24 protein-coding genes and 2 pseudogenes are annotated in these 25,431 nt (G+C 61.7%); 19 read left to right on the top strand and 7 right to left on the bottom strand.

Features of this window, described 5'->3' with window-relative positions; translation table 11 throughout:
* Nucleotides 1-159 precede the first annotated feature (159 nt).
* From BM162_RS23310 to BM162_RS16925, 3 genes and pseudogenes are all read right to left on the bottom strand, one after another.
* A complete protein-coding gene (locus tag BM162_RS23310; RefSeq protein ID WP_245759312.1) occupies nucleotides 160-324 on the bottom strand; it encodes a hypothetical protein in 165 nt (54 codons plus the stop codon).
* 58 nt (nucleotides 325-382) lie between these two features.
* A pseudogene (locus tag BM162_RS23560) lies at nucleotides 383-640 on the bottom strand (BLUF domain-containing protein); the annotation flags it as partial.
* Nucleotides 641-1,911: 1,271 nt separating this feature from the next.
* On the bottom strand, nucleotides 1,912-2,871 hold the full coding sequence (locus tag BM162_RS16925; protein ID WP_218153113.1) for a DUF6544 family protein: 960 nt from the start codon (nucleotides 2,869-2,871) through the stop codon (nucleotides 1,912-1,914).
* Between the two features lie 167 nt (nucleotides 2,872-3,038).
* On the opposite strand from BM162_RS16925, the gene BM162_RS16920 reads away from it, so the two are divergent.
* Complete coding sequence (locus BM162_RS16920; RefSeq protein ID WP_093424524.1) at nucleotides 3,039-3,407, top strand: response regulator; 369 nt, start codon at nucleotides 3,039-3,041, stop codon at nucleotides 3,405-3,407.
* Between the two features lie 68 nt (nucleotides 3,408-3,475).
* Nucleotides 3,476-3,658, top strand: coding sequence for a hypothetical protein (locus tag BM162_RS16915; protein WP_093424523.1), 183 nt, complete (start codon nucleotides 3,476-3,478; stop codon nucleotides 3,656-3,658).
* 15 nt (nucleotides 3,659-3,673) lie between these two features.
* Here BM162_RS16915 and BM162_RS16910 read toward each other — a convergent pair whose 3' ends face one another.
* Nucleotides 3,674-4,045 (bottom strand): response regulator, encoded by a 372-nt coding sequence (locus BM162_RS16910; RefSeq protein WP_177215217.1) that lies wholly within the window; start codon nucleotides 4,043-4,045, stop codon nucleotides 3,674-3,676.
* A gap of 149 nt (nucleotides 4,046-4,194) precedes the next feature.
* Between BM162_RS16910 and BM162_RS16905 the strand changes: the two are divergent.
* The 17 genes and pseudogenes from BM162_RS16905 to BM162_RS16825 form a co-directional block, all read left to right on the top strand.
* Nucleotides 4,195-5,001, top strand: a pseudogene (locus BM162_RS16905) (IS30 family transposase); the annotation flags it as partial.
* 329 nt (nucleotides 5,002-5,330) lie between these two features.
* Complete coding sequence (locus tag BM162_RS16900) at nucleotides 5,331-6,785, top strand: amidase (protein WP_177215216.1); 1,455 nt, start codon at nucleotides 5,331-5,333, stop codon at nucleotides 6,783-6,785.
* Between the two features lie 53 nt (nucleotides 6,786-6,838).
* Nucleotides 6,839-7,507 (top strand): GntR family transcriptional regulator, encoded by a 669-nt coding sequence (locus tag BM162_RS16895; protein ID WP_245759316.1) that lies wholly within the window; start codon nucleotides 6,839-6,841, stop codon nucleotides 7,505-7,507.
* A gap of 78 nt (nucleotides 7,508-7,585) precedes the next feature.
* Nucleotides 7,586-9,022 (top strand): M20/M25/M40 family metallo-hydrolase, encoded by a 1,437-nt coding sequence (locus BM162_RS16890; protein WP_093424517.1) that lies wholly within the window; start codon nucleotides 7,586-7,588, stop codon nucleotides 9,020-9,022.
* 130 nt (nucleotides 9,023-9,152) lie between these two features.
* Nucleotides 9,153-10,670 carry an ABC transporter substrate-binding protein gene (locus BM162_RS16885; RefSeq protein ID WP_093424515.1) on the top strand — a complete coding sequence of 506 codons (1,518 nt, stop codon included), beginning with the start codon at nucleotides 9,153-9,155 and terminating at the stop codon, nucleotides 10,668-10,670.
* A 66-nt stretch (nucleotides 10,671-10,736) separates the two neighbouring features.
* Nucleotides 10,737-11,762: an ABC transporter permease gene (locus BM162_RS16880; RefSeq protein ID WP_342741179.1), complete on the top strand. Its 1,026-nt coding sequence runs from the start codon at nucleotides 10,737-10,739 to the stop codon at nucleotides 11,760-11,762.
* Nucleotides 11,763-11,764: 2 nt separating this feature from the next.
* Nucleotides 11,765-12,595: an ABC transporter permease gene (locus tag BM162_RS16875; RefSeq protein ID WP_093424513.1), complete on the top strand. Its 831-nt coding sequence runs from the start codon at nucleotides 11,765-11,767 to the stop codon at nucleotides 12,593-12,595.
* Nucleotides 12,592-13,602, top strand: coding sequence for an ABC transporter ATP-binding protein (locus tag BM162_RS16870; protein ID WP_093424512.1), 1,011 nt, complete (start codon nucleotides 12,592-12,594; stop codon nucleotides 13,600-13,602). The genes BM162_RS16875 and BM162_RS16870 overlap by 4 nt, the downstream gene beginning before the upstream one ends.
* Nucleotides 13,599-14,510 (top strand): ATP-binding cassette domain-containing protein, encoded by a 912-nt coding sequence (locus BM162_RS16865; RefSeq protein WP_177215214.1) that lies wholly within the window; start codon nucleotides 13,599-13,601, stop codon nucleotides 14,508-14,510. The genes BM162_RS16870 and BM162_RS16865 overlap by 4 nt, the downstream gene beginning before the upstream one ends.
* 299 nt (nucleotides 14,511-14,809) lie before the next feature.
* Nucleotides 14,810-15,322: an acetyl-CoA carboxylase biotin carboxyl carrier protein gene (locus BM162_RS16860; protein WP_218153112.1), complete on the top strand. Its 513-nt coding sequence runs from the start codon at nucleotides 14,810-14,812 to the stop codon at nucleotides 15,320-15,322.
* 1 nt (nucleotide 15,323) lies between these two features.
* On the top strand, nucleotides 15,324-16,820 hold the full coding sequence (locus BM162_RS16855) for a hydroxymethylglutaryl-CoA lyase-like TIM-barrel protein (RefSeq protein ID WP_093424507.1): 1,497 nt from the start codon (nucleotides 15,324-15,326) through the stop codon (nucleotides 16,818-16,820).
* A gap of 100 nt (nucleotides 16,821-16,920) precedes the next feature.
* A complete protein-coding gene (gene dctP, locus BM162_RS16850; protein WP_093424506.1) occupies nucleotides 16,921-17,898 on the top strand; it encodes a TRAP transporter substrate-binding protein DctP in 978 nt (325 codons plus the stop codon).
* A 70-nt stretch (nucleotides 17,899-17,968) separates the two neighbouring features.
* Nucleotides 17,969-18,502 carry a TRAP transporter small permease gene (locus BM162_RS16845; RefSeq protein WP_177215213.1) on the top strand — a complete coding sequence of 178 codons (534 nt, stop codon included), beginning with the start codon at nucleotides 17,969-17,971 and terminating at the stop codon, nucleotides 18,500-18,502.
* The gene (locus BM162_RS16840; protein WP_093424560.1) at nucleotides 18,495-19,805 is read left to right on the top strand and encodes a TRAP transporter large permease; all 1,311 of its coding nucleotides are present in this window, start codon (nucleotides 18,495-18,497) and stop codon (nucleotides 19,803-19,805) included. The genes BM162_RS16845 and BM162_RS16840 overlap by 8 nt, the downstream gene beginning before the upstream one ends.
* A gap of 13 nt (nucleotides 19,806-19,818) precedes the next feature.
* Nucleotides 19,819-20,580 (top strand): SDR family NAD(P)-dependent oxidoreductase, encoded by a 762-nt coding sequence (locus BM162_RS16835; RefSeq protein WP_093424503.1) that lies wholly within the window; start codon nucleotides 19,819-19,821, stop codon nucleotides 20,578-20,580.
* Nucleotides 20,581-20,680: 100 nt separating this feature from the next.
* A complete protein-coding gene (locus BM162_RS16830) occupies nucleotides 20,681-21,118 on the top strand; it encodes a cysteine hydrolase family protein (RefSeq protein ID WP_143096190.1) in 438 nt (145 codons plus the stop codon).
* Nucleotides 21,119-21,154: 36 nt separating this feature from the next.
* Nucleotides 21,155-22,063, top strand: coding sequence for an EamA family transporter (locus BM162_RS16825; protein ID WP_093424500.1), 909 nt, complete (start codon nucleotides 21,155-21,157; stop codon nucleotides 22,061-22,063).
* Between the two features lie 478 nt (nucleotides 22,064-22,541).
* Here BM162_RS16825 and BM162_RS16820 read toward each other — a convergent pair whose 3' ends face one another.
* The 3 genes from BM162_RS16820 to BM162_RS16810 form a co-directional block, all read right to left on the bottom strand.
* Complete coding sequence (locus BM162_RS16820) at nucleotides 22,542-23,849, bottom strand: hypothetical protein (protein WP_245759310.1); 1,308 nt, start codon at nucleotides 23,847-23,849, stop codon at nucleotides 22,542-22,544.
* Nucleotides 23,850-24,296: 447 nt separating this feature from the next.
* Complete coding sequence (locus BM162_RS16815) at nucleotides 24,297-24,920, bottom strand: NADPH-dependent FMN reductase (RefSeq protein ID WP_093424498.1); 624 nt, start codon at nucleotides 24,918-24,920, stop codon at nucleotides 24,297-24,299.
* Nucleotides 24,921-24,934: 14 nt separating this feature from the next.
* On the bottom strand, nucleotides 24,935-25,431 hold a 497-nt coding region (locus BM162_RS16810; protein ID WP_143096189.1), incomplete at its 5' end, for a TRAP transporter large permease subunit.

The following is a 25,431-nucleotide window of genomic DNA, read 5'->3' as shown; positions in this document are numbered from 1 at the left end:
GTCCTTTGCCGGATGTGGGGCGGTGCCAACCGGACCGTCAGTCCAACAGGCGGGAGCGATCAAAAGTCTCCTCCGCCCATCGCCGCAAACTTTTGCCCGAGGGGTTCAGGGCAATGATCTCGCCAATCTACCCGGCGGCCTGTCCGAGTATCTCGCCGCTCAGCGCAGCGTCGCGAGAGCGCTCTGCGAAAGGCTCTGATCTGCCGGATCAGAACCCAGCGCCTCGTCCTCGCCGGCCCGCAGCGTCAGGAACGAGTGCACAGATCTCTGCGCGCCGTTGCTCAGCTCCTCTGACCTTGCGAAGCCCATCTGCCACTCGGGCAAACTGCGCTCGGTAACGTCTCGCTATGCCGGGGATTGCGTTCGATCCGCTGAAACATGCCGTGACACGGTCCTCCGGCCCCTCAAGCACCTGAAAGAACAGCCGATCATTGTTGATGAGCAGCCCAGTGATGCTGTCCCGCGCATTGTTGGCCCGTGAGACCTTCAGCAACGCCCCGATGCTCCCGGTTAATTGCGGCCCGATTGCGGTGCTGGCGTAGGCGATCTGAAGCCTGCGTTCCCCCTTGAGCGACGTCCCTTCCCGTAGGTATGGACCCAAGATGAAAGTTAAGCCTGCGGATGTGCTGCGAAGCCACATTCGCGGGCCTTCTATCCGGTGCCAGGCGGGACCTTCCGGGATGCGGGAGACGAGAGACGAACAGCGGGGCGTCCGATCTGTCCCCGGATTCTGTGGACAAGCTGTGGGACAGGTAGCATCCGAGAGAGGCAACCCTACAGTGGCAAAGGGTTTTCCTCGACCTGCCTAAATTTCGGGCACGTCAGACTGTGGCGCCGGCGGCACGCCGCCTGTCAATCCGAATGGTTCGCTCGCGGCATCCGGGATCGCGTGTGTAGCCTCCGTGATCTATGGTCTGGGAGCCCAGAGGGAGAACAACGGATGGACGTCCAACTCGAGCGGGATCTGCGGGACGTGCTGGCGTATCTTGGCCTCCATCATGGACGCGCCGGACTGGCGCTCCAGGTGCGGCGACACCCTGATCGACCCACGCGCGAACTCGCACTCGTCCTGGTTCATCGCCTGACGGCAGCCCTCTCGCCGGATCGGAGCGGCGAGCAACCAAGGCCGCGCTGAGGCATCTCGGCTATCGCGTCATCTATCGCCCTGATCTGCCGGCAGAGACGCTGCCGCTGATAAGCGACGGCGGCCTCACTCCGGAGGCGCGCCAACGCGCGCTGGCGCGTTTTGATCTACCCGATGGGGCGGCCTGAACGCTGCTCTCAAGATCCTACACCAGACGTAGGTGCGCATTGTGAGAGGCTTTGCATGACAGCGTACGGCTCCGAGCCGCCTGACGCATCCGCCGCGCCGAGGATCAGGAACCACGTCTCCGGCACCCGCGTCGCCGCCAGCCGCACGATCATCATCGCGTCGGGACCGGCCCCGGCTTGCAATCGATCAGGGCGTAGCCTGGGCGCAGAGGATCGCCTCGAAGACGTCGGCCGGGCGGGAGGCCACCTTCGGCTGCAATGCAGCCACCCTCGACGACCACGACGGCCAAGTCTTCTCCGGGTGGGCCTGCCCCACGATCGACTCGCTACCGCGCGCGATGCCTACACGCGTTCTCCTCCGGGCGACAGACCGCGCCTGCATGGAGGAGGCGCCATGAAGTCCTTCCCGTTCCGGCGCAGCATTGGGAAGCGCCGTTCGGGGACACCTCCAATCACGCGTGGAAAGGCACCTCCCACCGGTCGAGCCGGTCTCACTGAGGCGGCCCGGAGCGTGGGGTCAGGATGGAGAGTTTTCGTCGGGCTGGTTGTCGCCGGAACCTTTAGGAGCGTTCCGGCCAAGCGAAGAAGGTGTGCTTGTTGCGCGGCCGCGCCGGCGGCTGACGACCACGCGGAACACGGTCAAGCTCGCGAAGAAGCCGAAGATCGTGAGGATTGTGGCGGTCGTGGCAAGCAGTGACATGAGGACTCCGAACCGGCAACGGGACGGGACGGTCTCCCTACAGAGAAGTTCCCGGACGTCAATTGCAACCGCTTGGGGAACCGGATTTTCGCGACATCGGCGATGAAGAAGGGGTAGTACCTCTCGGTGCCGAAGTGGTTGCCCGCCTCCACGCGGGTTGGCAGCCGAAACCCGTCGAACCAGGCGAAGTCGAGCAGGCGGCCTCCGAATGGCTGGAGACGGAAGGTCTTCTCGGAATTGACGTCGCTCCAGCGCTCCAGCCGGATCTCGTGGGGGCAGCCCTCGTCGTCGATCGTGATCTCGACCGCCTGCTCCAGCCCCTCATGGGTCACGGTCACCCGTGCCCGGTCCGCGCTCACCGCGTCCCAGCGCACACCGGGGCTGGGCAGCAGCGCCGCCGGGGTCCAGATGGCGGCCTCCGCCACAGTGCGGCCGAAGGCGGATCGGCGGTGGTCCTCGCCGTCGCCCCGCGCGACCGGCGCGATCCCCCAGAGCCAGAACCGGGTCCAGCGGCCGCTGTCGGAGCCAGCCACGCGCATGGCGCCGCCGCTTGCCTCCATGGCCCAGACGAAGCCCTCGGGTGCCGCAAGGATTTGGCGCGCCCGCATGTCGAGGTAGTTCGGCGCCTCCTTGCTTCCGAGACTGAACCGGCCGGTCATCTCGATCTCGGCCACGGTGAAAAGCGGCGTGCCCGGCCGGATAGTGCAGGTGAAGTAGCGTCGGGCAGGGTCGGGAAGCTCCGCCACCATGGCCGGATCGAACTGCTTCGGCGCGGCCGGCTGCGCCGCGGTCAGGCGCGCCCATTCGGTCCTGTCCGCCCGATAATCCGCCGCACGCCAGACGCCCAAGGCGCCGCCGGCGACCGCGGCAAAAAGTGCCAGGATGATCAACAGCTTCATGAGGATGCCTTTCGCGGCCAGACTGGCGGGCGGGCCGCCGGGGTGCCCTGACCTGGATCAAGTTCGGGCGGAGCAGCAACGAATGTGCCACGCGCGATCACGTTCGCGCCGAGGCCGGGAACGACAGGAGCAGATTTCCCGTTGCCTATCGGAAGCGAGCAGCCGAAATGACCGAACCGAACGTCGTAATCGTTGAAGACGAAGCGCTCCTGGCGCTCGACCTCGAGGACATCTGCCGGGAGTGTGGGTGCCGGGTGTTGGGCACCGCGACGAGCGCGGCCGAGGCCCGCCGGAAGTTCGCGGACCTCGACCCGATGGTCCTGATCACCGACATGGAGCTCGCGGACGGCTCGGACGGCGTCGAGGTGACCGAGACCCTGCGGCGGAGCCATCCCGGGATCGGCGTCATCTTCCTTGCCGCCACCACGTCATCCGAGAAGCTGCGGCGCATCGCCGGGAGCGGCCCCGACCGGCTCCTGCGCAAGCCGCTTCGGGTGTCCGATCTTCGAGACGCGCTCGCCGCCCTGACGCGGTAGGCGGGGTCGCGCACACCGGCCGGACGTGGCAGACGTCTCGCGACGGCCGGCGCTTGGGACAGCATCCGATGGACCCTCATCTCGAACAGGACCTGCGGGACGTGCTGGCGTTCCTCGGCCGCGGTGCGCCGGACAGGGACGGACTGGCGCTCCAGGTGCGGCGGCATCCGGACCAGCCCAAGCGCAACTTCGCGTTCCTGCTGGTGCACCGCCTCGACGGCGCTCCCCTGGCGTGCTGCGGGCTGGCCTGAGCGTGCCGCACGCCCTCAGGCCTCGGCCCCCATCGCCAGCCGGAGACCTGTATCGGTGACCGGTTTCGCCAGGACGAGGCGGGTTACCCCTGGACTATCCGATGTCTTCATCTCGCCGATGATCAGGAAGCGGGTCTCCGGCACGCGAGACTCGGCGAGCCGGACAATCATCATTCCGTCGAGCCCGGCCCCGAGCTGGCAGTCGATCAGGGCGTAATCGGGGCGAAGACGGAGGATCGACTCGAAGGCATCGGCCGGGCGCGAGGCCACCCGGAGCACCGTGAACCCCAACTCCTCGCAGCGTTCGCGGAGATCCTCGGCCTCAATGAAGTCGCTCTCGAGGATCACGACGGTCCTGCCGCGCTTGCGCGCCTTTGCCGGCGGCATTGATCCGTCTCCCTCGCGCGACCTCGGCATGGGCTCATCCTTCGCGAAACATAACACAGCTTACGCGAAGCTCGGCGCGCTGAGGGGCACATTCTAAACTGCGTTGCGACATTTCCCCTATCCTGCTGGAAAAGCAAGGAGAACGGACAGTGGCCCACATAGAGCTGGACCTGCGCGAGAGGCGCGCCATCGAGGAAATGTTGAACGCGAAGATTCCGGTTAGCAGGATCGCCGCTGAAATCGGGCGGCACCGTTCGACCGTCTACCGCGAGATCCGCCGCAATCGCTTCGAAGACGACGAACTGACTTACCTCAGTGGCTACTACGGGGTGAATGCGCAACGGTATGCAGATGCCAGGCGGACACGACGGCGCAAGCTGGTGCGCCTGGAAGAGCTCCGCGATGCGGTGGTCGCGCAACTGAAAGAAGGCTGGTCGCCGGAACAGATCGCCGGTCGCCTGGGCTATGAAGGCCTTCCTGTCCGGGTCAGCCACGAGACGATCTATGCCTACGTCTACGGCCCCGATGGCCGATCCGCTGAACTGGCGCGCTATCTGCCCAGCCGTCGCAAGAAGCGCCAGCCGCGATATGCCCGCAGACCGCGCGGCCAAGTCTTTCCGCCAGATCGATCCATCCATGAACGTCCGAAACACGTCTCGTCGCGCGAGATGTTCGGCGACTGGGAAGGCGATTTGATGATCTTCGAGCGCGCCCACGGCAACGCGAACGTCGCCTCGCTCATAGAACGCAAAACCCGTTTCGCCGTCCTCTTCCGCAACAACGACCGCAGCACCACGCATCTGATGAACCGGCTGATGGATGTCATGGCACCTCTCCCACAACCCGCGCGCCGCTCGATCACGTTCGACCGAGGTCTCGAGTTCCGGAACTGGCGTAAGCTCAAGCCGGGGATCGGAACCGACGTCTGGTTCTGCGATCCGCAAGCGCCGTGGCAAACTTTTGGTTTTCTTCCGCAACAACGACCGCAGCACCACGCATCTGATGAACCGGCTGATGGATGTCATGGCACCTCTCCCGCAACCTGCGCGCCGCTCGATCACGTTCGACCGGGGTCTCGAGTGCGCAGGCGCATGCACTTTTGCCGCCGCCGGAGGTCAAAACGGCAAGCCAACGGAGAAATCGACGTAGAACATAATTAATGATTGACTCGAGATCGGAGGCTAGAGCACGGTCGATGTATACAAAGACCGATCCAGCGCCGGAAGATGCTCCAGGCGTGACAAAACGAGGACGAACCGGCGTCCGAAGGGGAAGGAGCCAACAAATGCAGGCCTGTGATCTGACTGCCTCCGAGGCGCGCCGCAAGATCGGCACCAAGGAGCTTTCACCAGTGGAACTGCTGGAGTCCTGCCTTTCCCGGGTCGAGAAGGTCAACCCTCCGGTGAATGGGGTCGTCGCGATCGCGTACGAGGCGGCGCGGACGCGAGCTAAGGAAGCCGAGGCGCGGGTTTTGGAGGGGGCGCCGCTGCCGCCGCTGCATGGCCTCCCAGTCGGCATAAAGGATCTGGTAGAGACAAAGGACCTGACCACGACCTTCGGCTCCGAAATGTTCCGGCACAATGTGCCTGAGGCCGACGAGGCGCTTGTTGCCAACCTCCGGGACAAGGGGGCGAATATCTTCGCCAAGACCAACACACCGGAACACGGGGCGGGCGGCAATACCTTTAATCCGGTTTACGGCGTCAGCGGCAACCCGTTTGAGCCGTCGCGCACCTGCGGCGGGTCCTCTGGCGGATCGGCCATTGCGCTGGCCACCGGCATGATGCCACTGGCGCACGGATCCGACAATGCCGGCAGTTTGCGCATCCCGGCATCATATTGCGGCGTAGTGGGAATGCGTCCGACGGCAGGTGTTGTGGCATCAGACAAGCGATCCATCGGCACGACCCACTTCCCTGTCCAAGGGCCGATGGCCCGCACGGCAGAAGACGCTCTGATGATGCTCAAGGCCATGGCGACATCGGATCCGAGAGATCCTCTCGCTTCACTGGTGGACTGGTCGCTGGACCGGCCTGTTGACATCTCCGCACTCAAGATCGCCATTTCCGAGGACTTGGGCTTCGCACCGATCGAAGACGACCTGCGCGGAACGTTCCGGGAGCGGCTTGGTGCGTTCGGCAGCGTCTTTCGCAGCGTCGATCAGGCTCATCCCGACATGGGCAATGTGCAGCATGTCTACGAAGTGCTGCGCGCTTCGCATTACATTGGCATGTACGCCGAGAAGGAGCGCGAGCGGCCCGGCCAGTGGGGTCGCCTTGTGGCTCAGAACCTTGAACATGCTTCGCGGTTCTCGATCCGCGACGTCGGCCTCGCACTTGCAGAGCAGACAGAGATCTATCGCCGCGCCCAAGCATTCTTCCAAGAGTTCGACATTCTGATTACCCCGACCGTTGGCGTGTCGCCTTGGCCCAAGCACGAGGTCTACCCGGCCACGGTCAATGGCCGTCCGATGGCCAACTATTTCGAATACGTGGGGCTCACCTACGCGATCACTCTGCTGAATCATCCAGCAATTTCCATTCCTTGCGGCGTCGATCGGCACGGCTTGCCTTTCGGTATCCAGCTCGTCGGACGCCGCAATGAGGATCTCAAGCTATTGCACATCGCATGCGCAGTGGAACAGGTCTTGGCCGAGAGCCCCCACACACGGCGGCCCGTGCCTGACGTTGAGGCGTTGGAGAAGAACACTGTGCGCGACGAGATGGAGCCGGTGGTTTGATCCGGGCTGCGCTCACATCCGCTTTGCCGCTGCAGTAGGAGATGCCAGTGGAAATGCTCGTCAGGACGGACAGGGAGACCCTTAGGGACAAGGCGACCCATGTTATTCGTGAAGCCATCATGTCCCTGCATTATCGCCCGGGAGAGCCGCTAATTGAACGCCGTATCTGCGAGGATACCGGCGTCAGTCGCACCTCGGTTCGGGAGGCGCTGCGCCTTCTGGAGGCCGAAGGACTGGTGCGGCGGGAAAGCAGCAGGGGCCTTGTCGTGGCGGAGCTCACCGCCCATGAAATTCGCGATATTTTTGACCTTCGCCTTATACTCGAATCCGAGCTTCTACGCCGGTACATTGAGAAAGGCGCAGCCTCCGACCTTGAGGCGATGGCGGAACTTTTGGAGCAGGCGCAGCGGGAAGCAATACGCGACGGCGAGGATTACACCCGCGTGCTCAGCCGCTTCGTACAGCGTATCTGGGAGGGCGGTGGCAATCATGTCGCAGCGCGGATGCTGGAGGCTCTGTTAAGCCGGATCAACTACATCCGCGTAATCCTTTACCGTACTACTTCACGGGAAGAGCATTTCCACACCATAGGCCTGCTGCGCTCCGTGCTCGAAGAAATCGAAGCGGGAGACGCGGAAAGAGCCGTGGAGGTCTACCGCAGCTACTTAACGCGCGCGCTCAACCGAATGGTCGAGATCATTGAAGCGCAGAAGCCAAGGTGAACCCGCTGGTATTCCGCCTCTCCGGGTAATGGAGCGAACGCCGGGACGTCAGAGGCAGAAAGGAAAAAGGGAAGATACATGCAGGACACGGCGCGGGACAGGGCGATTGCGCGGGGACGCAGCTACCTTACCTCAGGAGAGTTTCTGGATACGCTTCGCAGCCTCGTGGCAGTGCGGAGCGAGAGCCATCCGCCCCTGAGCAAGTCGGAGCTGGAGCGCTACTGCCATGAGGCCGTGGGGCCGTATCTGGAGAAGATGGGCTTCACCATCGACATCTTCGACAACCCGTTGCCACAGCACGGACCCTTCCTCGTCGCCCGCCGGATTGAGGGAAAAAACCTGCCGACCGTGCTGGTCTATGGTCACGGTGACGTGGTGCGAGCGATGCCAGAGCGCTGGCGCGAGGACCTGGATCCCTGGGCAATGAAAATAGAGGGAAACCGCGTCTACGGGCGGGGCACGGTCGATAACAAGGGCCAGCATCTAATTGCAATCGACGCGCTCCGTGCTGTGATTGAGGAGCGCGGGGCCCTCGGCTTCAACGCCAAAGTTCTAATCGAGATGGGCGAGGAGGCCGGTTCGCCGGGGCTTGCGCAGTTTCTTACCGATCGAAAGGCGCTTTTGGCTTCAGACGTATTTATTGCGCTCGATGGCCCGCGCCAGAACATGGACGTCGCCGACATCACACTCGGGACCCGGGGCGGCCTGTCCGTCGATCTCGTTGTCGACCTGCGGGAGGGTAGCCATCATTCCGGTCACTGGGGCGGCCTACTTAAGGACCCCGCGGTGGTCTTATCTCACGCGATCTCGACCATTATCTCGCGCGAAGGACGTATCATGGTTGACGGCTGGCGGCCCAAGCATGTGCCGCAGGCGGTGCGCGAGGCGAGCCAGGCAGTGCGTGTTAAGGACCTGCCCGGCGCACCGGTGCCCGACGAAGGGTGGGGCGAACCGGGCATGAGCCGGGCGGAACGTATCTACGCGTGGAACAGTGCGATCGTTCTGTCTACGATCAGCGGCCAGCCGGAAAATCCAGTGCCAGCAGTCTCAGGAGTGGCGAAGGCGCGGATCCAACTGCGCCACACCGTCGACACAAGTGCCGAGGACGTGGCTCCCGCACTCCGACGGCATCTGGATGAACAAGGTTTTCCGGAGGTTGCGGTAGAGCTTGTCTCAGAACGCGACATGTTTCCGCCCTCGCGCACGGATCCAGATGACCCTTGGGTTAAGCTGGTCGCCTCCTCAATGGAAAAGACCATGGCGCAGGCGCCGAATATCATTCCGACCATCGGAGCCTCCGGACCCTCGGAGTATTTCAAGCAGACGCTCGGCGTGCCGGTCATGTGGCTGCCGCAGAGCTACGGCGGATGCGGCCAGCACGGACCGGACGAACACGGGCTGTTAGAACTGTACGAGGACGGGCTTGCGATGATGTCCGGCGTTTTCTGGGACATCGGCGCCGCTTCCGCGGCCGACGGCAACGTTGCCGGCGGAGTGGAAGCGAGCTCCGCCTGAGCGGCCGGACGCTCGAGGAAATACGAGCAGAGCGCCGGACAAAGCGAAGCAACAGCAAAAACGTAGATATCTAACAAAAAAGATGCTCGGCTAAACGGGCGCGCCTCACCAACGAAAAGGGAGAAATACAATGCTACTGAAGAAAAAAAGTATTCTGGCCGGCATGATGGCGGCCGCCGGCGCCGTCGGGTTCGCCGCGCCCGTCGTGGCGCAGGACGAGAAGCTGCTGATGGTGACCAGTACCTTCCCGATGACTTCCCCGACGCCTTATGCCGAGAGCAACGCACAGATGTACTCCGTGTGGTGCCAGACGTATGGTTGCCTTGGGCGCTACAACTACGCCGAGAAAGAGTACCAGGGGATCCTTGTGGACGACTGGGAGGTGGTCGATCCGAACACCTGGCGCTTTCACTTGCGCGAAGACCTAGTCCGGCACGACGGTGGGTCGGGCCCGACGACGAAGGACGTTCTGCACTCCTACGATCGCGTTATGAACGATCCCGATAGCATCCAGAAAAACATCTTCAGCGAGGTCGAGACGATCCGCGCGATCGACGACCATACGTTCGAGATCGTGACCAAGGAACCGTTAGCGTCCCTCCTCTCCTACATCTTCGACCGCTTCATCATCACAAGTGCTGAGTTGGCGGACGCCCATGAAAATCCAGACGAGGAAGCAGCCCACGGCTGGGGACCCTATAAGCTCAAATCCTACATGCTGGATCAGGAAATCGCGCTCGAGAAGAACGCTGACTTCCCCGGCACCTCCGAATCCGCGCCGGACACCGCGGTCTACCGCCAAATCCGTGAAGCCGAACAGCGCGTCACCGCACTGATGAACGGCGAGGTGCAAATCGCCCGCCTCATCCCGCCGCAACTCGTATCGCGGCTGGAGGGGAACGATTCGGTCAAGCTGGTAGAGAGTCCATCCATTGAGCAGATGTTCCTTGCGTTCAACCCAAAGTTTGAGCCCTGGACCGATGTCCGGGTCAGGCAGGCCGCGGCGCATGCGATCAACAAAGACCTGATTATCGATCGCTTTCTCATGGGACTAGCCGACCGGCTGGACGGTCCACTGGGCGAGCAGCAGATCTGTTACACGGGACCGCTCGACTACATAATCGACTATGACCCCGAGGAGTCCCGCCGCCTATTGGCCGAGGCTGGCTACGAAGACGGCGGTCCGGAAATTGAGTTCATGACAGCATCCGGGCGCTATATCTCCGATCGCCAAGTTTCGGAGATTGTGACGCAGATGCTGACAGAGGTGGGCTTCCAAGTCGATCTCCAGGTTCCGGAATATGCCAACCTGACCGCCGCGATGCGGAACGGCGAACTGCCGATGTACTACCTTGGACGCGGCCTCTTTCTCGACCCCTCCGAGCCGCTTTCGCAGTACCTTGAGACGGACGTGACGCAGCGGATTGGATATTCCAACCCGGAGCTCGACGCACTGCTTCAGAAGGAGCGCCAGACCCTAGATCCCGATGAGCGTTGCCAAGTGGTCCGAGAGGCAGCCGAGCTAATTGCCGAGGAAGTGCCGATGTTCTTCATGTGGTCGCACCGCTTGGTACATGGCGTACAGAAGGGTATTGACTGGGAGGCCAGCGCCGACGGCGAGGTGTGGCTAGCCGACGTCGAGATGTAAGACGTCTCTCTAAACCGGCCTGCGTTTCGGGTGCAGGCCGGTTTTTTCGCATTTCGTTGGAGAACCTTGGGGAACGGGCACTTGCTACACCTGATAACAACGAGGCTGTTAGGCGCAATACCAGTGCTTCTACTGGTTACGATGGCCATCTTCGGCCTGCTGCGCCTGGCGCCGGGGGACGCGGCGGATTTGCTGCTGCCCGATGACGCTACCGACGAACAGGTGGCCGAAACGCGGGAGGCATGGGGCCTCGACCGACCGATTTGGATTCAGTACGGGCAGTTTCTGAGTAATCTTGCCCGCTTTGATCTGGGTGAGTCCTATCGCTATCGCGCACCCGTGTTTGAACTTATCGGCGAACGCCTACCAGCCACGCTGGAACTTTCGTTCTATGCCCTGCTCCTGGCGGTCGTCGTGGCGGTGCCCTTGGGTGTTCTAGCCGCGCTGAAAAAGGGTAAAACCGTCGACGCGGTGGTCTCTGTCGTTGCTGTCTCTGGCGTCAGCGCACCCTCTTTCTGGGTCGGTATCCTGCTGGTGCTGTTCTTTTCCGGCTATCTAAACCTGTTTCCCTCCAGCGGGCAGCTGCCCTACGGGGTCACCGTGCCCGAGATCACCGGTTTCGTGACGCTAGATGCGTTACTCTCCGGCTCTTGGGATGCCCTATACGAAGGATTTCGTTACCTGGCCCTTCCCGCGCTGACACTGGCGTTGGCAATGATTGGGATTATATCCCGCATCACGCGCGCCTCGGTGATCGACGCCGGGCAGGAAGAACACGTCTTCACTGCGGTGGCCAAAGGCATGAGCCGCCGAGCGATTGTTCGCCGGCACCTTCTCCCAAATGCCGCGATACCGGTAGTTACGATCATTGGCCTTGAGTTGGGCGCACTCATCAGCGGGTCGATCATCGTTGAGGTGGTATTCTCCTGGCCCGGGATCGGCACCCTGCTCTTTCAGGCTATCAGCGTCCGGGACATGCCGCTGACCACAGGAATCGTTGCCTCCTATACGATCATATTCATCACACTGAACCTACTGATCGATATTTTCTACGTTTTCGTCGACCCGCGGCTGCGCGGCAGCAAGGGCTAACCATGAAGCTAGATCTCCTCAATCTTAAGTTTCTCTTGGGCGCATCCATGCTGAGCTTCGTCCTATTCCTCGCGCTTTTTGGATCTTGGCTCACGCCATTCGATCCAAATCGCCAGAACCTGCTCGCCTCCCTCCTGCCGCCCCTGACCGATGGTCATATCCTAGGCACTGACCATCTCGGCCGCGATATCCTCGCGCGGATCATTTCTGGGGCGAAGGTTTCGCTGGCGATCGCCGCGTCAGTCGTGCTGATTTCGGGCGTTGTGGGTGTACTGGTCGGGGCACTGTCGGGCTATCTCCGCGGCACACCAGACCTAATCACACAGAAAGTCGTGGAGTCTTTTTGGGCCTTCCCGCCAATCCTTCTGGCCATCGCGATCCTCGCCTTCTTCGGCCAAAGCTTGGCGAACGTCATTCTGGCCCTGACCATCCAGCGCTGGATTCCCTACTCGCGGATCACTCGCGCGCAGGCAATGGTCCTGCGGTCGTTGGCCTACGTGGAGGCCTCTAAGGTGATGGGCGGCGGGCTGGGGTGGATAATGCGACGCCACATCCTGCCCAACCTCATGGCGTCGGCAGTCATCGTCGCAACGTTCTCCATGGCCACCGCGATCCTCGCCGAAGCGTCCCTCAGTTTCCTCGGCCTAGGTGTGCCGCCGCAGATCGCGACCTGGGGCGGGATGCTCGCTGAAGGCCGCTCCTACATCACCCGCGCGTGGTGGCTCGCCGTAATGCCCGGCCTTGGCATATTCATCACGGTCCTCGCGCTGAACCTCCTCGGAGATTGGCTGCGCGACCAGTTTGACCCGAAAAAGAACCTGAACCTGACATGACACCACATACAGCCAACGCGGCCGACTCGCCCGCCGCGGCCGAACCGCCGGTTATCTCCGCACGAAACCTTTCCCTTTTCGTGCGCGATGGCCGCAAGCGGATCCGGATCGTCTCGGACGTTTCCTTTGACATCGCCCGCGGAGAGTTCTTCGCTCTGGTCGGTGAGAGCGGTTCGGGCAAGACGATGATGGCCCGTGCCATCATGCGCCTGCTGCCGAAACGCATGCTGGAGATCGAGGGTGAACTGTCGTTCTCCGGCGTTCCGCTAACCGATCTGCCTGAGGCTCGCATGCGCGGCCTGCGCGGCGGCGCGATCTCGATGATCTTCCAGGAGCCGATGACTTCCCTCGATCCACTCATGCAGATCGGGCGCCAGATCGAAGAGACAATGGAAGTGCACAGTGACCTGCGCCGCAAGGAACGGCAGGAACGGGTCGAGCAGCTACTCTCCGAGGTACGCTTCGACGCTCCCGCCAAGGTCGCGCGGATGTATCCGAACGAACTTTCAGGAGGTATGCGTCAGCGTGCTATGATCGCGATGGCGCTGGCCAACAACCCGAAGCTGCTGATTGCAGACGAACCGACAACGGCACTGGACGTGACCATCCAGCGCGAGGTGATGGAGATCATCCAGCGGCTGCGTGAGAAACACGACCTTTCGGTGCTGTTCATCTCGCACGACCTGTCGCTCGTTCATCAATACGCTGACCGGGTCGGCGTTCTCTATGCCGGAATGCTGATGGAATGCGGGGACGAGCGGGACGTGATCGGCAGCTCCGCCCATCCCTACACGGCGGCGCTGCTGAACTGTGCGCCGCGAAGACGCATTGATGGCGAGCGGCGACAGGGCATCCCTGGCGTCGTGCCGTCGCCGTTGAATTGGGAGACGGGTTGCCGCTTCCGCGACCGCTGCAAATACGCCGACGCCAAGTGTGCTGCCGCTCCAGTGCCAGTGACTGAGCTTAAGGCAGGATGGTTCACTCGCTGTATAAGGCCGCTGTCATGATCCACTCCAAGCACGAAAAGAGACTTTCCGCACGGGACATTCGCAAAACTTTCGTACGGTCGAACGGCTGGTTCGCCCGCGCCTCGGAGACCCATGCACTGAAAGGCGTCAGCTTCGACGTAGAGGCAGGCGAGATCTTCGGGATTGTCGGAGAAAGCGGCTGCGGAAAGTCGACCCTGGCCCGAATCCTCGTCGGCTTGGAGAATGCGGATGGTGGAAGCCTCTCAATCAGTGGCCGGACGCTATTTCGTGCGGACGGTCCAGAGCTTCCGCCGGTGCAAAGAGGCATCCAGATGGTTTTCCAAGACCCATATGCTTCCCTGAACCCTAGGATGAAGGTGGGTGACGTTGTGGCCGAGGGACTCGCCATTGCGGGCGTTCCACGGGAGGAGCGTGAAAGGCGGGTCGCCGAGACGCTCACGCTGGTCGGACTTTCCGCAGCAGATTCCCAGAAGCATGCCTTCCAGTTCTCCGGCGGTCAGAGACAACGGATTTGCATCGCGCGTGCTCTGGTGATGGAGCCGCGGTTTCTTGTTGCCGACGAAGCAGTTTCAGCGCTGGATGTCTCCGTTCAGATGCAGATATTAAATATGATCCTTGACCTTCGCGATCGCATCGGACTGTCGATTATTTTTATCACGCACGACATCTCCGTTGTAGAATACATCTGCGATCGCGTAATGGTCATGTATGATGGTCGGGTCGTAGAGCACGGGCCAGCCCAAGCTGTATTGGATCACCCATCTGAGGCATACACGCAAAAACTGATCGCATCGGTGCCACGCCTAGCTTCCACCGCGGACCGTCGTCTTTCTCATGACCAGAATGGCCCCCGTCGTTCAGTCCGAGCAACTTCCTTGGGCGGCGACCTCTGCCAGAGCCAGGTCAGTCGCTCGGACGGCGTCTGACGTGCCTTTAATGGGAGGACGATTTCTTGTGCTTGCACGATGACAGCAAGCCTCCGATCACTCTACTCTCCTCTATCCCAAAGGGTGTCCGGCACACCGTGAAGTAAGATATCTAATTTCTTGACGGCGGCACTGCGCCCGAGCTACCGATGAAGCTGTCTGTCTTGAGAGCAAGTGGCCATTGGACCTTTCGAGACGTCGTTGTCCGCCATCGGGGACGTCACCCGACGTAGAGCCGGTTTCGGGATGACGGGTACGTTGAGGTTACGGAGCATATGGATAATTCTTCAGACGAAGTCATGACACAGGCTGAAATCGAAGCGATCCTGTCGCTCGTCGAGAGATCGGCCTTCGATAGCATCGAAATCTCGATGGGTCAGACGCGGATCTTCGCGAGCAAGACCGCGGATCTTCGTGCGGCACCGACGATGACGGAGCCGTCTTCGGCGCGCGCGACAGTGGCCGAGGATATCTCGAAAGAGCCCAAGCAGCCTGTCTCGCCATCTTCCCGCGATGGCGAGACGCCGCCGACGGGGAGCCCGCTAACGGAGGGTCCGCCCGCTGGTACCAAATCCGTAAAGGCACCGGTGGTCGGCACGTTTTACGTGGCGCCCGAACCAGGCGCGAGGCCCTTTGTCGAGCTCGGCCAGTCCGTGGCGGAGGACACGACTGTCGGCCTCATCGAGGTCATGAAAACTTTCATCGACGTCAAGGCTGGGTGCGTCGGCACCATCGTCCGGTGCCGTGTCGAGAATGGCATGAGCGTGGAGTTCGACCAGCCCCTGTTCGAAGTGGAGCCAGCGGAGGCATGACATGCCCGACAGCCGTGTGCACCTGATCGACACCACACTGAGGGACGGTCAGCAGAGCCTTTGGGCGCTAAATATGCGGACCGGCACCATGTTGGCGGCGCTAGAGCATCTCGACCGGGCAGGCTTCGAAGCAATGGAGTTCTTCGTTCCGGTCGTTCAGATCAAGAAAATGGTTCGCGACCTGAAGGAAGATCCGTTCGAGTGGCTCCGCCTCGGCGCACGCAAGGCCCGTAAGACCCCGCTGCGGCTGCATGCCGGCTATCGCAGCGGGTTGGGTAAGGTGCCCGAATCCGTTGGCAAACTGCTGGTACAGAAAGTGATCGACAACGGGATCACGGTGGCCCGGATCTCGGACCCTTGGAACGATTTTGACCTGCTGCGCGAGGAGCATGACGGCCTGCGCGCGATGGGAATGGAATCTGTCGTTAACATCGTTTACTCGGTTTCTCCACGGCATACTGATGCGTATTTCCTAGACCGCGTCGCCAAGGCGGCGAGTCTGCATCCGTGGCGACTGTGCCTCAAAGACGTAGGCGGGCTGATGACGCCCGAACGGATGGCGCAACTATTGCCGCGCATCGCCGACATCGCCGGCGACATTCCAATCGAGTTCCATGGGCACTGCAATAACGGGCTGGCCACCTACAACGTGCAGAAAGCCGTCGAGCTGGGCGTACGGCACGTGCATACAGCGGTGCCACCGTTGGCCGACGGATCGTCGCAGCCCTCCGTCATAGCAGTCGCAAAGAATTTGCAGGCCGCGGGATACGATATACCTATTGACATTGCCGAGATCGGAGCTGCGCAGGCTCATCTTGAGGCGGTGGCCCGGATCGAGGAAATGCCCGTCGGCCGGCCCCGCGCCTTCGATGCGACCATCTATGAGCACCAAGTGCCTGGGGGAATGATATCCAACCTCGAATACCAGCTTCGAAAGGTCGGGATGGGACATCGGCTGCCTGAGGTTCTAGAAGAAACGGCGCGGGTGCGCGCCGATTTTGGCTACCCGATCATGATTACGCCCCTGTCCCAGTTCGTCGGCACGCAGGCGGTAGTAAATGTGATTACGAGCCAGCGCTATGCTCAGGTAACAGATCCCTCAATCCAGTACGCACTCGGGCTCTGGGGGCGCGAAGCCCTGGAGCACATGGACCCTGACGTGCGGGACCGTATCCTCGACCGCCCCAGAGCGCGCGAAATTGCAGCACAGGACTACCCGCAACCCGGTCTCGACGAATTGCGCAGGCAGTACGGCGAACGCCTCAGCGACGAAGAGCTAATTCTTCGCACCTACGTGGATGCCGACGCGGTCGATCTGGTGAGGCGTCTGCCCCCACCGACCGAGGACAGTTTGCCTGGGCACTCGATCGTCGAGCTCGTGGCGCGCCTCAGCCGTGTCGAGAACCGCAGGGTCGTGTCGGTGCTCCATGGTGACGTCTCCGTGACCCTGCGCAAGTCGGCTGAGACCGGCCCGCCGCAGCGCAGCCCGGAGCAGTAAGCGCAGCGGGCAGAAGGCCCGTCCGACGCGGTGCGCAAGAACCACAATACCATTTTTCGAGGCAACGAACAAAGTTGCCTAAACCACCGGGAGGAAGAAAATGAAAACACTTACGAAACTGCTCCAAGGGATCGCTGTCGCGGCGACGGTCGCACCAATGGCCGCGCACAGCCAAGACTTGCGTGTGCTTAGCAGCTGGAGCGAAAGCTACGCGCCGGTAACCGAGGTGCTCGACCCGTTTCTTGAGAAGCTGGAGGAGGAATCCGGCGGCTCAATGACCTTGACCAGGTTCGGACCGGAAACCGTCCCGCCCTTCGAGCAACTGGACCCGGTGTCTCGCGGGCTGTTCGACATGCTCTTCACCAACGGAGCCTATCACTACAACGACACGGCCGTCGGCATGTCACTGGACGCCCTTGATGGCACTGCGTCTGATCTGCGCGAGGCCGGTGTCTGGGACTTCGTGGACCAGCACTACCAAGACCGAGGCCTCAAGCTAATCGCAGTTCTCTACGATCTGAACGGATATCACATCATGTTGAAGGAGCCGCTGGGCGACGATGCGCTTTCCGGTCGTCGTATTCGCGGCACCCCGATCTACCATCCGGTGATCGAAGCGCTTGGCGGGTCCCCAGTGGTCCTGCCGGGAAGCGAGATCTATCCCGCCCTCGAGCGCGGTGTAGTCGACGGAGCGGCATGGCCGACCGTCGGCGCCGTTGGATTCCGCTGGTTCGAGGTTGCAGACCACATGATCCGGCCGTCCTTCGGGCAGGTCGGACATCCTGTCTTCATGAGCTTGGACACATGGAACAGCCTTGATGCTTCAACCCAGGAGACGATCGCCCGCGCCGCCGAGGCCTACGAGGCCGAAGCGGTTGAGAACTTCAATCAGGTGGTCTCGGAAGAGGAGGCTGTACTGGCCGAGGAGGGCATGACCGTGACCGAGCTGGCAGACAGCTATGCTGAACAGCTAAACGAGGCATGGTACAGCGGCGTGATGGAGCTGGCTGCTGAGCAAAGCTCCGAGGCGATCGCGACTCTTCGCGAGATGGCACGCGAGGCCGGCCTCGCTCCCTGAGCCCAGACCCGGCACCAATTCCGGCGTCCCCGCAAGTAGCGGGGGCGCCTTTTTCCGATGGAGAATGAACATGAGCGGTAATGACTCCACGCGGGCGGGCAGACGCGCTGCGCGGGTCCACGATGCAATTTCTTTCATAGGCTTCGCGTGCGGCGCGGGCGCGCTGGGGCTGATCGTCGTCATCTACGCCTACGAAGTCACCATGCGTTATTTCTTCATCGCGCCGACCACGTGGGCGAGCGATCTCGTGACCTTCCTGCTGCTACTTTCCGTATTCCTGGTGATACCGTGGCTGACGAAGGAAGGCGGTCACGTAGCCGTCACCTTGGTGCCCGACCTGCTGCCGCGAAGGGCTGGCACCGCGCTCTTGCGCCTAGGTTTCTTCGCCGGGGCGGTCGCTTGCTTCTGGTCGGGGTGGATCAGCCTGCAAGAGAATTTCGTGCTCTATGACCGCGGCACGTCGACGCTCACCACGATCCGCATCCCCAAATGGACACTCGCGGTGTTCATCACGTATGGCCTCGTGAATTCGGGCGTCTACTTCCTGCTGGCGGCAGTCTTCGGACCGAATGCGGCTGATGATGGGGAGGCCCGTCATGCTTGACGGCATCCCCGCTGTCGCTGCGGGCATTGGACTTTTGCTGTTCCTCATGTCGATGGGTCTGCCGGTCTTCGTCGCATTCATGCTGGTCAACCTAGTCGCGGTCGGCGCGATCATGGGCCCCGCCGGCTACGGCATGTTCATCAACAGCGTGTACGACACCACGACCACAGGTGCGCTGGTCACAATCCCGCTTTTCATTCTGATGGGGGAGGTGCTGTTCCGTTCCAATGCAGTTGACGTGCTCTTCCGGTCGATTGATACGCTGGTGGGCACGGTCCGCGGGCGCCAGTACGTCTTGGCGATCGTGCTGTCGACGGTCTTCAGTACCCTGTCCGGCGCCGCGATGGGCGTCGCCGCGATGCTAAGCCGGTCGTTGCTGCCGACAATGATCAAGCGCGGCTACGACCCTGGTTTGTCAATCGGCAACATCCTTGCTGGTGCGAGCCTCGCGCCGCTAATCCCCCCGAGCGTGCTGGTCATCATCATCGGTACCATCGCCAAGGTCTCCATCGCAGGGCTACTTGTCGCTGGCATCCTGCCGGGCCTGATGCTTGCAGCGTTGTTTCTGACCTATTCATTTCTGCGCGTCTGGCGGGACCCTGGGCTTGCGCCTACCGACGAGGATACGACGACTCGCCCGAGCGTGGGCGAGGTCGCAATCGCGCTGGTCCGGCTAATCCCGTTCTCGATCGTGATCATGATGGTGATGGGCCTCATCCTACTGGGGGTTGCCACCCCCACCGAGGCCGGCGCAATGGGCGTCCTCGGAGCGCTGATGACCGCGGCGATCTATCGGCGTCTTGGTCTTGCGATGATACGGGATTCACTCGGTGCCACCGCACGCATCTCGGCGATGATCCTGATCATCATGGCGTCGTCAAAGCTCTTCAGCCAGCTGTTAGCCTTCACTGGCGGCGCAACGGCACTGACCCAGATGGTCGTTGGGCTCGACCTTGGCTCGTGGGGCATGCTGCTCGTACTGATGGCCCTGCCATTCCTGCTGTGCATGTTCATCGACCAGATTGCGCTCATGCTGATTGTCATTCCAATCTACGGACCGATTATCGCGACGCTCGGCTACGACCCGATCTGGTTCTGGCTGCTGTTCCTCGTAAACATCACGATCGGAGGCATGACACCGCCATTCGGCTACACGCTGTTCGCCCTCAAGAGCGGGTGGACCGACGGTAGTTTGGGCACGGTCTTCCGCGCTGCCTGGCCCTTTGTGGGGCTGTTCGTGCTGGGCATGGTGATCATCGCCGTCTTCCCGGGCATCGCCACCTATTTGCCCAGCTTGATCTGACAGGAGTTACCCCATGACCGAAACCATGGCCGATCAGGCCGTTATAATCACCGGAAGCGGACAGGGCCTTGGCCGCGCCTTCGCCCTCCGCTTCGCAGCTGAGGGACTGAAGGTTCTCGTATGCGACATTCGCGCCGACTCCGCCGAGTCTGTCGCACGCGAGATTCAGGAGGCTGGCGGCACCGCCAGAGCGGTCGCGGTGGACGTCACCGACGAGGCCTCGACTAGCCAAATGTGCGACGCAGCACTTTCCGCTTTCGGGCGGCTAGATATTCTGGTCAACAACGCCTCGATTTTCTCGTCGCTGAAGATGCGGCCTTTCTTCAAGATCCCGGTCGAAGAATGGCGAAAGGTGGTCGACGTTAATCTGACAGGTGTCTACTTGGCCTCGCGTGCCGCCGTTCCGGCGATGCAGGACGCCGGCCGCGGCCGGATTGTCAATATCGCCTCTGCCGTCGTGCCAATGGGCCGACCGAACTACTTGCACTATGTCTCGTCCAAGGCGGGCGTGATCGGCTTGACCCGCGGCATGGCGCGCGAGCTGGGCGCGTGGAACATCACGGTCAATGCCGTATTGCCGGGCGCCACAGAGACCGAGATCGAGCGAGAGACTGTGTCGCCGCAGCAGCGCGAGGCGCTGATCGCGAGCCGCTCGATCCGGCGGGCGGGCACCCCGGACGACCTGACCGGCGTGGTCCGCTTCTTCGCCTCCGAGGACAGCCGTTTCGTAACCGGTCAAAGCTTGGTGGTCGACGGAGGTACAGTGTTCCTGTGAGCGGCAAAAAAAGATCTGCGGGCGGCGCATCGGATTCGGCTGTGCGCCCGTGCTTCAGTTGGTGGGCCTTTCCCACGCCTTTACGGAGCCTCCGCGGCCTGTGGCGAGCGAGACATCCGAAGTGACCGCAGCGTGGAACCAGCTTATCGCCGCCTGGCGAACACGCGCTATACCAGTGCCGTACACCACCATCGGCCGCGAATGCGACGGTTTAGGAGATTCAGGCCGCTGGACGGAGAAGTTGAGTTCTCAGTCTGATCTTCGGTTCGTTACAGACGGGACTGACATCGAAGCGCGCCAGCGTTGCGCTTCGCGCGAATGCTATTTCGTAAGAAAATATGCCTCATGCTACTTCGGCACCGATCTGACCGTTGATGCGATCCAGCGCCGCCTTCGCCCCATGGTCGTACGCGAGGCGGACGGCGATCTGTGGCAGGCCGCGCATGAACAAGCGCTGTCTGATATCGGCGCGAAATTCAAAGACGGCGGATTCAAATACGCTGCGGAACGCAATATGGCCACCACGGGTTCCGCGTAATGCCAAGACCAGCACGCATCAATAGGTTGAATTAGTATGGTCGGAGAGTTCATCGCGCTGCTTTCCGCGTTCTGTTTTGGCCTAGCGGGCGCCGCCATTGCAAAGGGTGCCCCCGGCGCCCGCGGTGATAATGGGGCTTTTCTTTCCATCGTCCTGACGATGGCCTTCGCCGGCGCGATCTGGCTCGTGGTCGAACGGGAGGAACGCTGGCCAAACGCCTCGACGGCGATTGCGACGGGAGTCGCATTCTTCGTGGCGTCCGGGATGCTGGCCACTGTGTTCGGCCGCATAACAAACTTCCGCGCCATTGCCCTTTCCGGTGCAATCCGGGCGAGCCTGTATCGCCGGCTGATCCCCGTCTTCTCAATTCTCCTTGCATTTACGCTCCTAGGCGAACGCTACGGCCTTGTCGCAGTTAGCGGAATGATACTCATTCTCGGCAGCGTCGCGATGACTCTTCGCGAACGGGTTCCGGCGGCGGCAAGGCCAAATATCCTCCCTCCGACCGACCTGCGCCTCGGCGCAATATTCGGAGCGGTCTGCGCCTTTTGCTATGCCGCAGCTTATGTCGCGCGCAAGCTCGCGATGGATTACGTTCCCGATGCGGCTTTCGGGGCCTTCGTTGGCGCCGTGACGGGGATTGTTTGGTACGCCGCTGCGGCACAATTCAGCCTTCGCTATCGAGATGCGTTGACCGGGCTCCTGTCGAAGTCAGGGCCTTGGCAATGGGTGGCAGCCGCCTCCCTGTCCATGGGCCAAATCCTGCTTTTCTTCGCCCTGAAGCATGCCGAAGTCGCTGTTGTCGCGATCATCGGTACGACTGAACTCTATATCGGCGCCTACCTCGCCGCGTTCCTGTTCCGAACGGAGCCGCCGCCAAGTGTAGGGCTCGTACTTGCAACACTCCTGGCTACAGTTGGTGTCGTATTGGTGGCGCTCGAATAAGCTGGCTTCTCAAACGAGATTGGAAGCCAGTTCCACCCGGGCAGTACATCCGATACAAGCTGCCGCACAGAGTTCTCGGTCGCATCCAGCCGTTACAGCGCGGATTAGCTCGTCAGGAAGGAGGCGTCCGTTCGAACGCCGACAACCTCCCTCTGCACCGCTTTCGTATGCTGGAACTGGTGCCAGCAACCATGCTGCTGACTTTGGCGCCATCGCCATCGCCGCCGCAACCGAAGCGAAGGAGGTTCAGCGAAAAGAAGGTTATCGATACGCTGAAGGGTCACCCAGCTGGAGCAACCACGATGCATCTGCCGCCAACGCGGTACCGGCACACTCTTTCCGTGCCATCGCCCGTTGGTCGAACGACACAAGGTTTCGGCGTACAAGGCCGTGGGTGACTACGCGCTCACAGACGTGCGACACTGGAAAGTTGAGCAGAGCAACCGGCGGCTCCTTAACCGCCAGTTATCAGACGTTTCTACTCGCGATCCGGCACCCAAGCACGGTTGTACTCTTCCACCTGCCATTCGCCGAATGGGATGAAACGGGCTTCTGTTCCAGTGTGGAGCGATTCGGCCACAGCGTTCAATGCACTGGGAGAAGCGTCAGGCCAAGTCCCTGAATTTATCCTGTCGACGAGGATCTCCACGACCGCAGTACTCTCGGCCGGGGTGAATTCACAATGACCTGTGCCCTGCACGAGCGCCTTTCGGTAAAGCTCCGCTGTGCCTGCCTCGTCAACGAGCGCCTCGTAGCCCTGCATCAGAGAGTAGGGAATCGCCCAGTCGCCCAGCATGTGAATCCTAATTGCCGGAACCTCCAATGCGCCGGTCGTTGTCCGGCCCGGCTGGGACCAGAATTCCAGAGCATATTCCGAAGCATTAATTCGGGGCGAAGAATTGACCTTCTCGAGATCGGAATCCAAGTCAATTCCGGCCTCCTCGTAAAGCTCTTGAACGATCCGCTTCATCGCTGGCGCCGCGTTGTCGAAGAGTGATCGGTAATCGATCTCCTCGTTGCCTGAGAGTTGCTGGCCAGATGCTGCGTTCTCGAACAGAAGTCGCGAACTACCACCTACGTTCCCAGAGATCCTCGCTGCGGAAGCTGCGATCATATCACCCATGGCGTCAGCGTTTTCCACATCAGGCAACTCTGTCCCTTCGACCATCCAAGGAGACCACTGTCCCACGGCGAAGGCCAAAGCGAGCCGTGCACGACCCTCCGCTGTCTCGCCAGCGACCTCCACCGCAGCGCGCCAAGCCGACTGGATATCCTCCAGGCTGCGTGAACCGCTTGCTCCGGCATTGGGCAGCCCCACGATCTGCAGGTCAGAGGCGTCTCCGAGGCCGCGCGCCTCGTACTCTTCACTCAACAGAGCCTGCATGACAAACCAGCCGTCGAGAAAGCTACTCATGATCCAAACCGGGGTGTGTGCCGCCAAGACCACCGAGCCGTCGATTGGGCCCGCGAATGCCTCGGCCGACGCCAAGCTATCCAATCCGCCTCCCGAACAACCGTATTGCAGGATCAGTTCGGGCTCCCCCAACCGCTCAAGAAAGATCTCCTGAACCTGCTCTAAGTTTTTGATCTCCTGCTGGGGATCGTACTGCCAGAGCCGGAGCGGATGCCGCGCAAGTCCAGCGAAGGCGTAGCCGCGGTCCATTAAATCGTCATAACGCGGCGCATAGCTGTCCACATTGATAAAGCTGGCAAAGTCCAGATCGCGAAGGAGAATCCCGTTCCAGTTTTCCGGGACACGAATTAGCCAAGACGTTCCGTCGGGCAAGGTGCCCTCGTGTTCATCATAGCCGGCTTCACCTTGGGCGCCCGCTGCGGAGCCCTGGCTTACTGCCGAAAGTAAAACCATTGTGAAACTAGCGAGGCGGCAGGAGCGCCGTAGAGTGCAAAAGCTTGGCATGACAATCTTCTCCCTTGGACTGGACGCGCCACTTGATTAGAAATTTTAGATCGCTAATGTTGGGGCTGTCAAACTCGCCAGCATGCACACATCGTGGCGCGCGTTCGCGCGCTTTGACTCCACGGAAAAGGCCCGTTGGCTAGCGACGCCATCCGCTTGGCATGAAGCCTTAGGCGAGGCGGAGTGACGCTTGCACCAGAACGCGGCGTTTGGTACCCCCGCCGCAAATGCCGCGGTCCAACCAGTCTATCCCGCTTACGATGGCGGGGCGTCTGACGAGCGGACTGTCGCCTAGAGCGCTTCCGAGGCGCTAGCTTATGCCCGGCGCTCTGCCATCCGTGGAATTTCGCGGACGGAACCGGGAAACTGGCCCCCGGCGGGTTTTTGAGATCTAACGCCGGGGCGAACGTCATCCGACACCCTCGCGATGAAGGTCTCAAGCGCTCGCGTTCCGAACGACACCGCCGCCTCGTCCGCCAGCACCCCGTTTTCGACCTTCTTCGGCGCGTGCGGGATCACGACCTCCTGGCAGGGGAACACGTCGGCGAGCATGCCGTGCAGGATGTACTTCAGGTGCGACTGCGCGCGCACGCCGCCCAAAGCGCCGCCCGAGACCGAAACGACGAGGCACGGCTTGCCCTTGAACACAGACTCGTAGGCCGGACGCGAAGCCCAGTCGATCGCGTTCTTCAGGACGCCGGGCACCGAGTAGTTGTATTCCGGCGTGACGAAGACGAGCCCGCCAGCCGCCTCGACCGCATCCTTCCACGCCGCCACCGGCGCGCCGCCGTCGTGGTCGGCGTTGTAGAGCGGAAGCGACCCGATCTCTGCGAGGTTGCAGTCAGCCCGCGCGCCAAGGGCCTCGATGAACGCGCGGCAGGTGGCGGTGGAGGAGGAGGCGGCGCGCAGGCTGCCGGAGACGAAGAGTAGCTTGGTCATGTGAACTTTCGCGGTCAGAGACGGGCGAGGTAGGTGGCGATGCCCGGGAAGGCAACGATCACGACGAGCGACAGGATCATGGTCAGCACGAACGGAAACGCGCCTCGGAAGATGTCGCCCACGGCGAGGTCCGAGTCATTCATCGCCGAGCGGATGGTATAGACGGACAGGCCGAAGGGTGGCGTGAGCAGTCCGATCTCGACGGCCACGACCGTGAGCACTCCGAACCAGATCATGTCAAACCCGGCTGCATTTGCGATCGGCAGGGCAATCGGCAGCAGGATCAGCATGATCGAGATCGAGTCGATCAGGCATCCCATGACGATCACCAGCGCCAGGAAGACGAAGAGGAAGCCGTACGGCCCGATCGGCCCGGACAGGAAAGTGTCGGCCAGCGCATTGGGCAGGCCCGACAGCGCGAGCATGCGCGAGAAGAACGTCGCCGCCATGATCAGGAACAGGACGGACACGGTGATCTGCCCCGTTTCCACCATCAGGTTCCAGAAGCTGC

The sequence above is a fragment of the Tranquillimonas alkanivorans genome (genome assembly GCF_900115595.1).
GTDB lineage: Bacteria > Pseudomonadota > Alphaproteobacteria > Rhodobacterales > Rhodobacteraceae > Tranquillimonas > Tranquillimonas alkanivorans.
This window is presented reverse-complemented; position numbering and strand designations above follow the sequence as displayed.

Coding starts and splice junctions, on each gene's coding strand:
- BM162_RS16865 (WP_177215214.1), top strand. CDS start 13,599: ATGATCCACTCCAAGCACGAAAAGAGACTTTCCGCACGGGACATTCGC.
- BM162_RS16835 (WP_093424503.1), top strand. CDS start 19,819: ATGACCGAAACCATGGCCGATCAGGCCGTTATAATCACCGGAAGCGGA.
- BM162_RS16860 (WP_218153112.1), top strand. CDS start 14,810: ATGACACAGGCTGAAATCGAAGCGATCCTGTCGCTCGTCGAGAGATCG.
- BM162_RS16925 (WP_218153113.1), bottom strand. CDS start 2,871: ATGAAGCTGTTGATCATCCTGGCACTTTTTGCCGCGGTCGCCGGCGGC.
- BM162_RS16900 (WP_177215216.1), top strand. CDS start 5,331: ATGCAGGCCTGTGATCTGACTGCCTCCGAGGCGCGCCGCAAGATCGGC.
- BM162_RS16915 (WP_093424523.1), top strand. CDS start 3,476: ATGGACCCTCATCTCGAACAGGACCTGCGGGACGTGCTGGCGTTCCTC.
- BM162_RS16890 (WP_093424517.1), top strand. CDS start 7,586: ATGCAGGACACGGCGCGGGACAGGGCGATTGCGCGGGGACGCAGCTAC.
- BM162_RS16815 (WP_093424498.1), bottom strand. CDS start 24,920: ATGACCAAGCTACTCTTCGTCTCCGGCAGCCTGCGCGCCGCCTCCTCC.
- BM162_RS16855 (WP_093424507.1), top strand. CDS start 15,324: ATGCCCGACAGCCGTGTGCACCTGATCGACACCACACTGAGGGACGGT.
- BM162_RS16825 (WP_093424500.1), top strand. CDS start 21,155: ATGGTCGGAGAGTTCATCGCGCTGCTTTCCGCGTTCTGTTTTGGCCTA.
- dctP (WP_093424506.1), top strand. CDS start 16,921: ATGAAAACACTTACGAAACTGCTCCAAGGGATCGCTGTCGCGGCGACG.
- BM162_RS16895 (WP_245759316.1), top strand. CDS start 6,839: ATGCTCGTCAGGACGGACAGGGAGACCCTTAGGGACAAGGCGACCCAT.
- BM162_RS16920 (WP_093424524.1), top strand. CDS start 3,039: ATGACCGAACCGAACGTCGTAATCGTTGAAGACGAAGCGCTCCTGGCG.
- BM162_RS16870 (WP_093424512.1), top strand. CDS start 12,592: ATGACACCACATACAGCCAACGCGGCCGACTCGCCCGCCGCGGCCGAA.
- BM162_RS16875 (WP_093424513.1), top strand. CDS start 11,765: ATGAAGCTAGATCTCCTCAATCTTAAGTTTCTCTTGGGCGCATCCATG.
- BM162_RS16885 (WP_093424515.1), top strand. CDS start 9,153: ATGCTACTGAAGAAAAAAAGTATTCTGGCCGGCATGATGGCGGCCGCC.
- BM162_RS16910 (WP_177215217.1), bottom strand. CDS start 4,045: ATGCCGCCGGCAAAGGCGCGCAAGCGCGGCAGGACCGTCGTGATCCTC.
- BM162_RS16845 (WP_177215213.1), top strand. CDS start 17,969: ATGAGCGGTAATGACTCCACGCGGGCGGGCAGACGCGCTGCGCGGGTC.
- BM162_RS16840 (WP_093424560.1), top strand. CDS start 18,495: ATGCTTGACGGCATCCCCGCTGTCGCTGCGGGCATTGGACTTTTGCTG.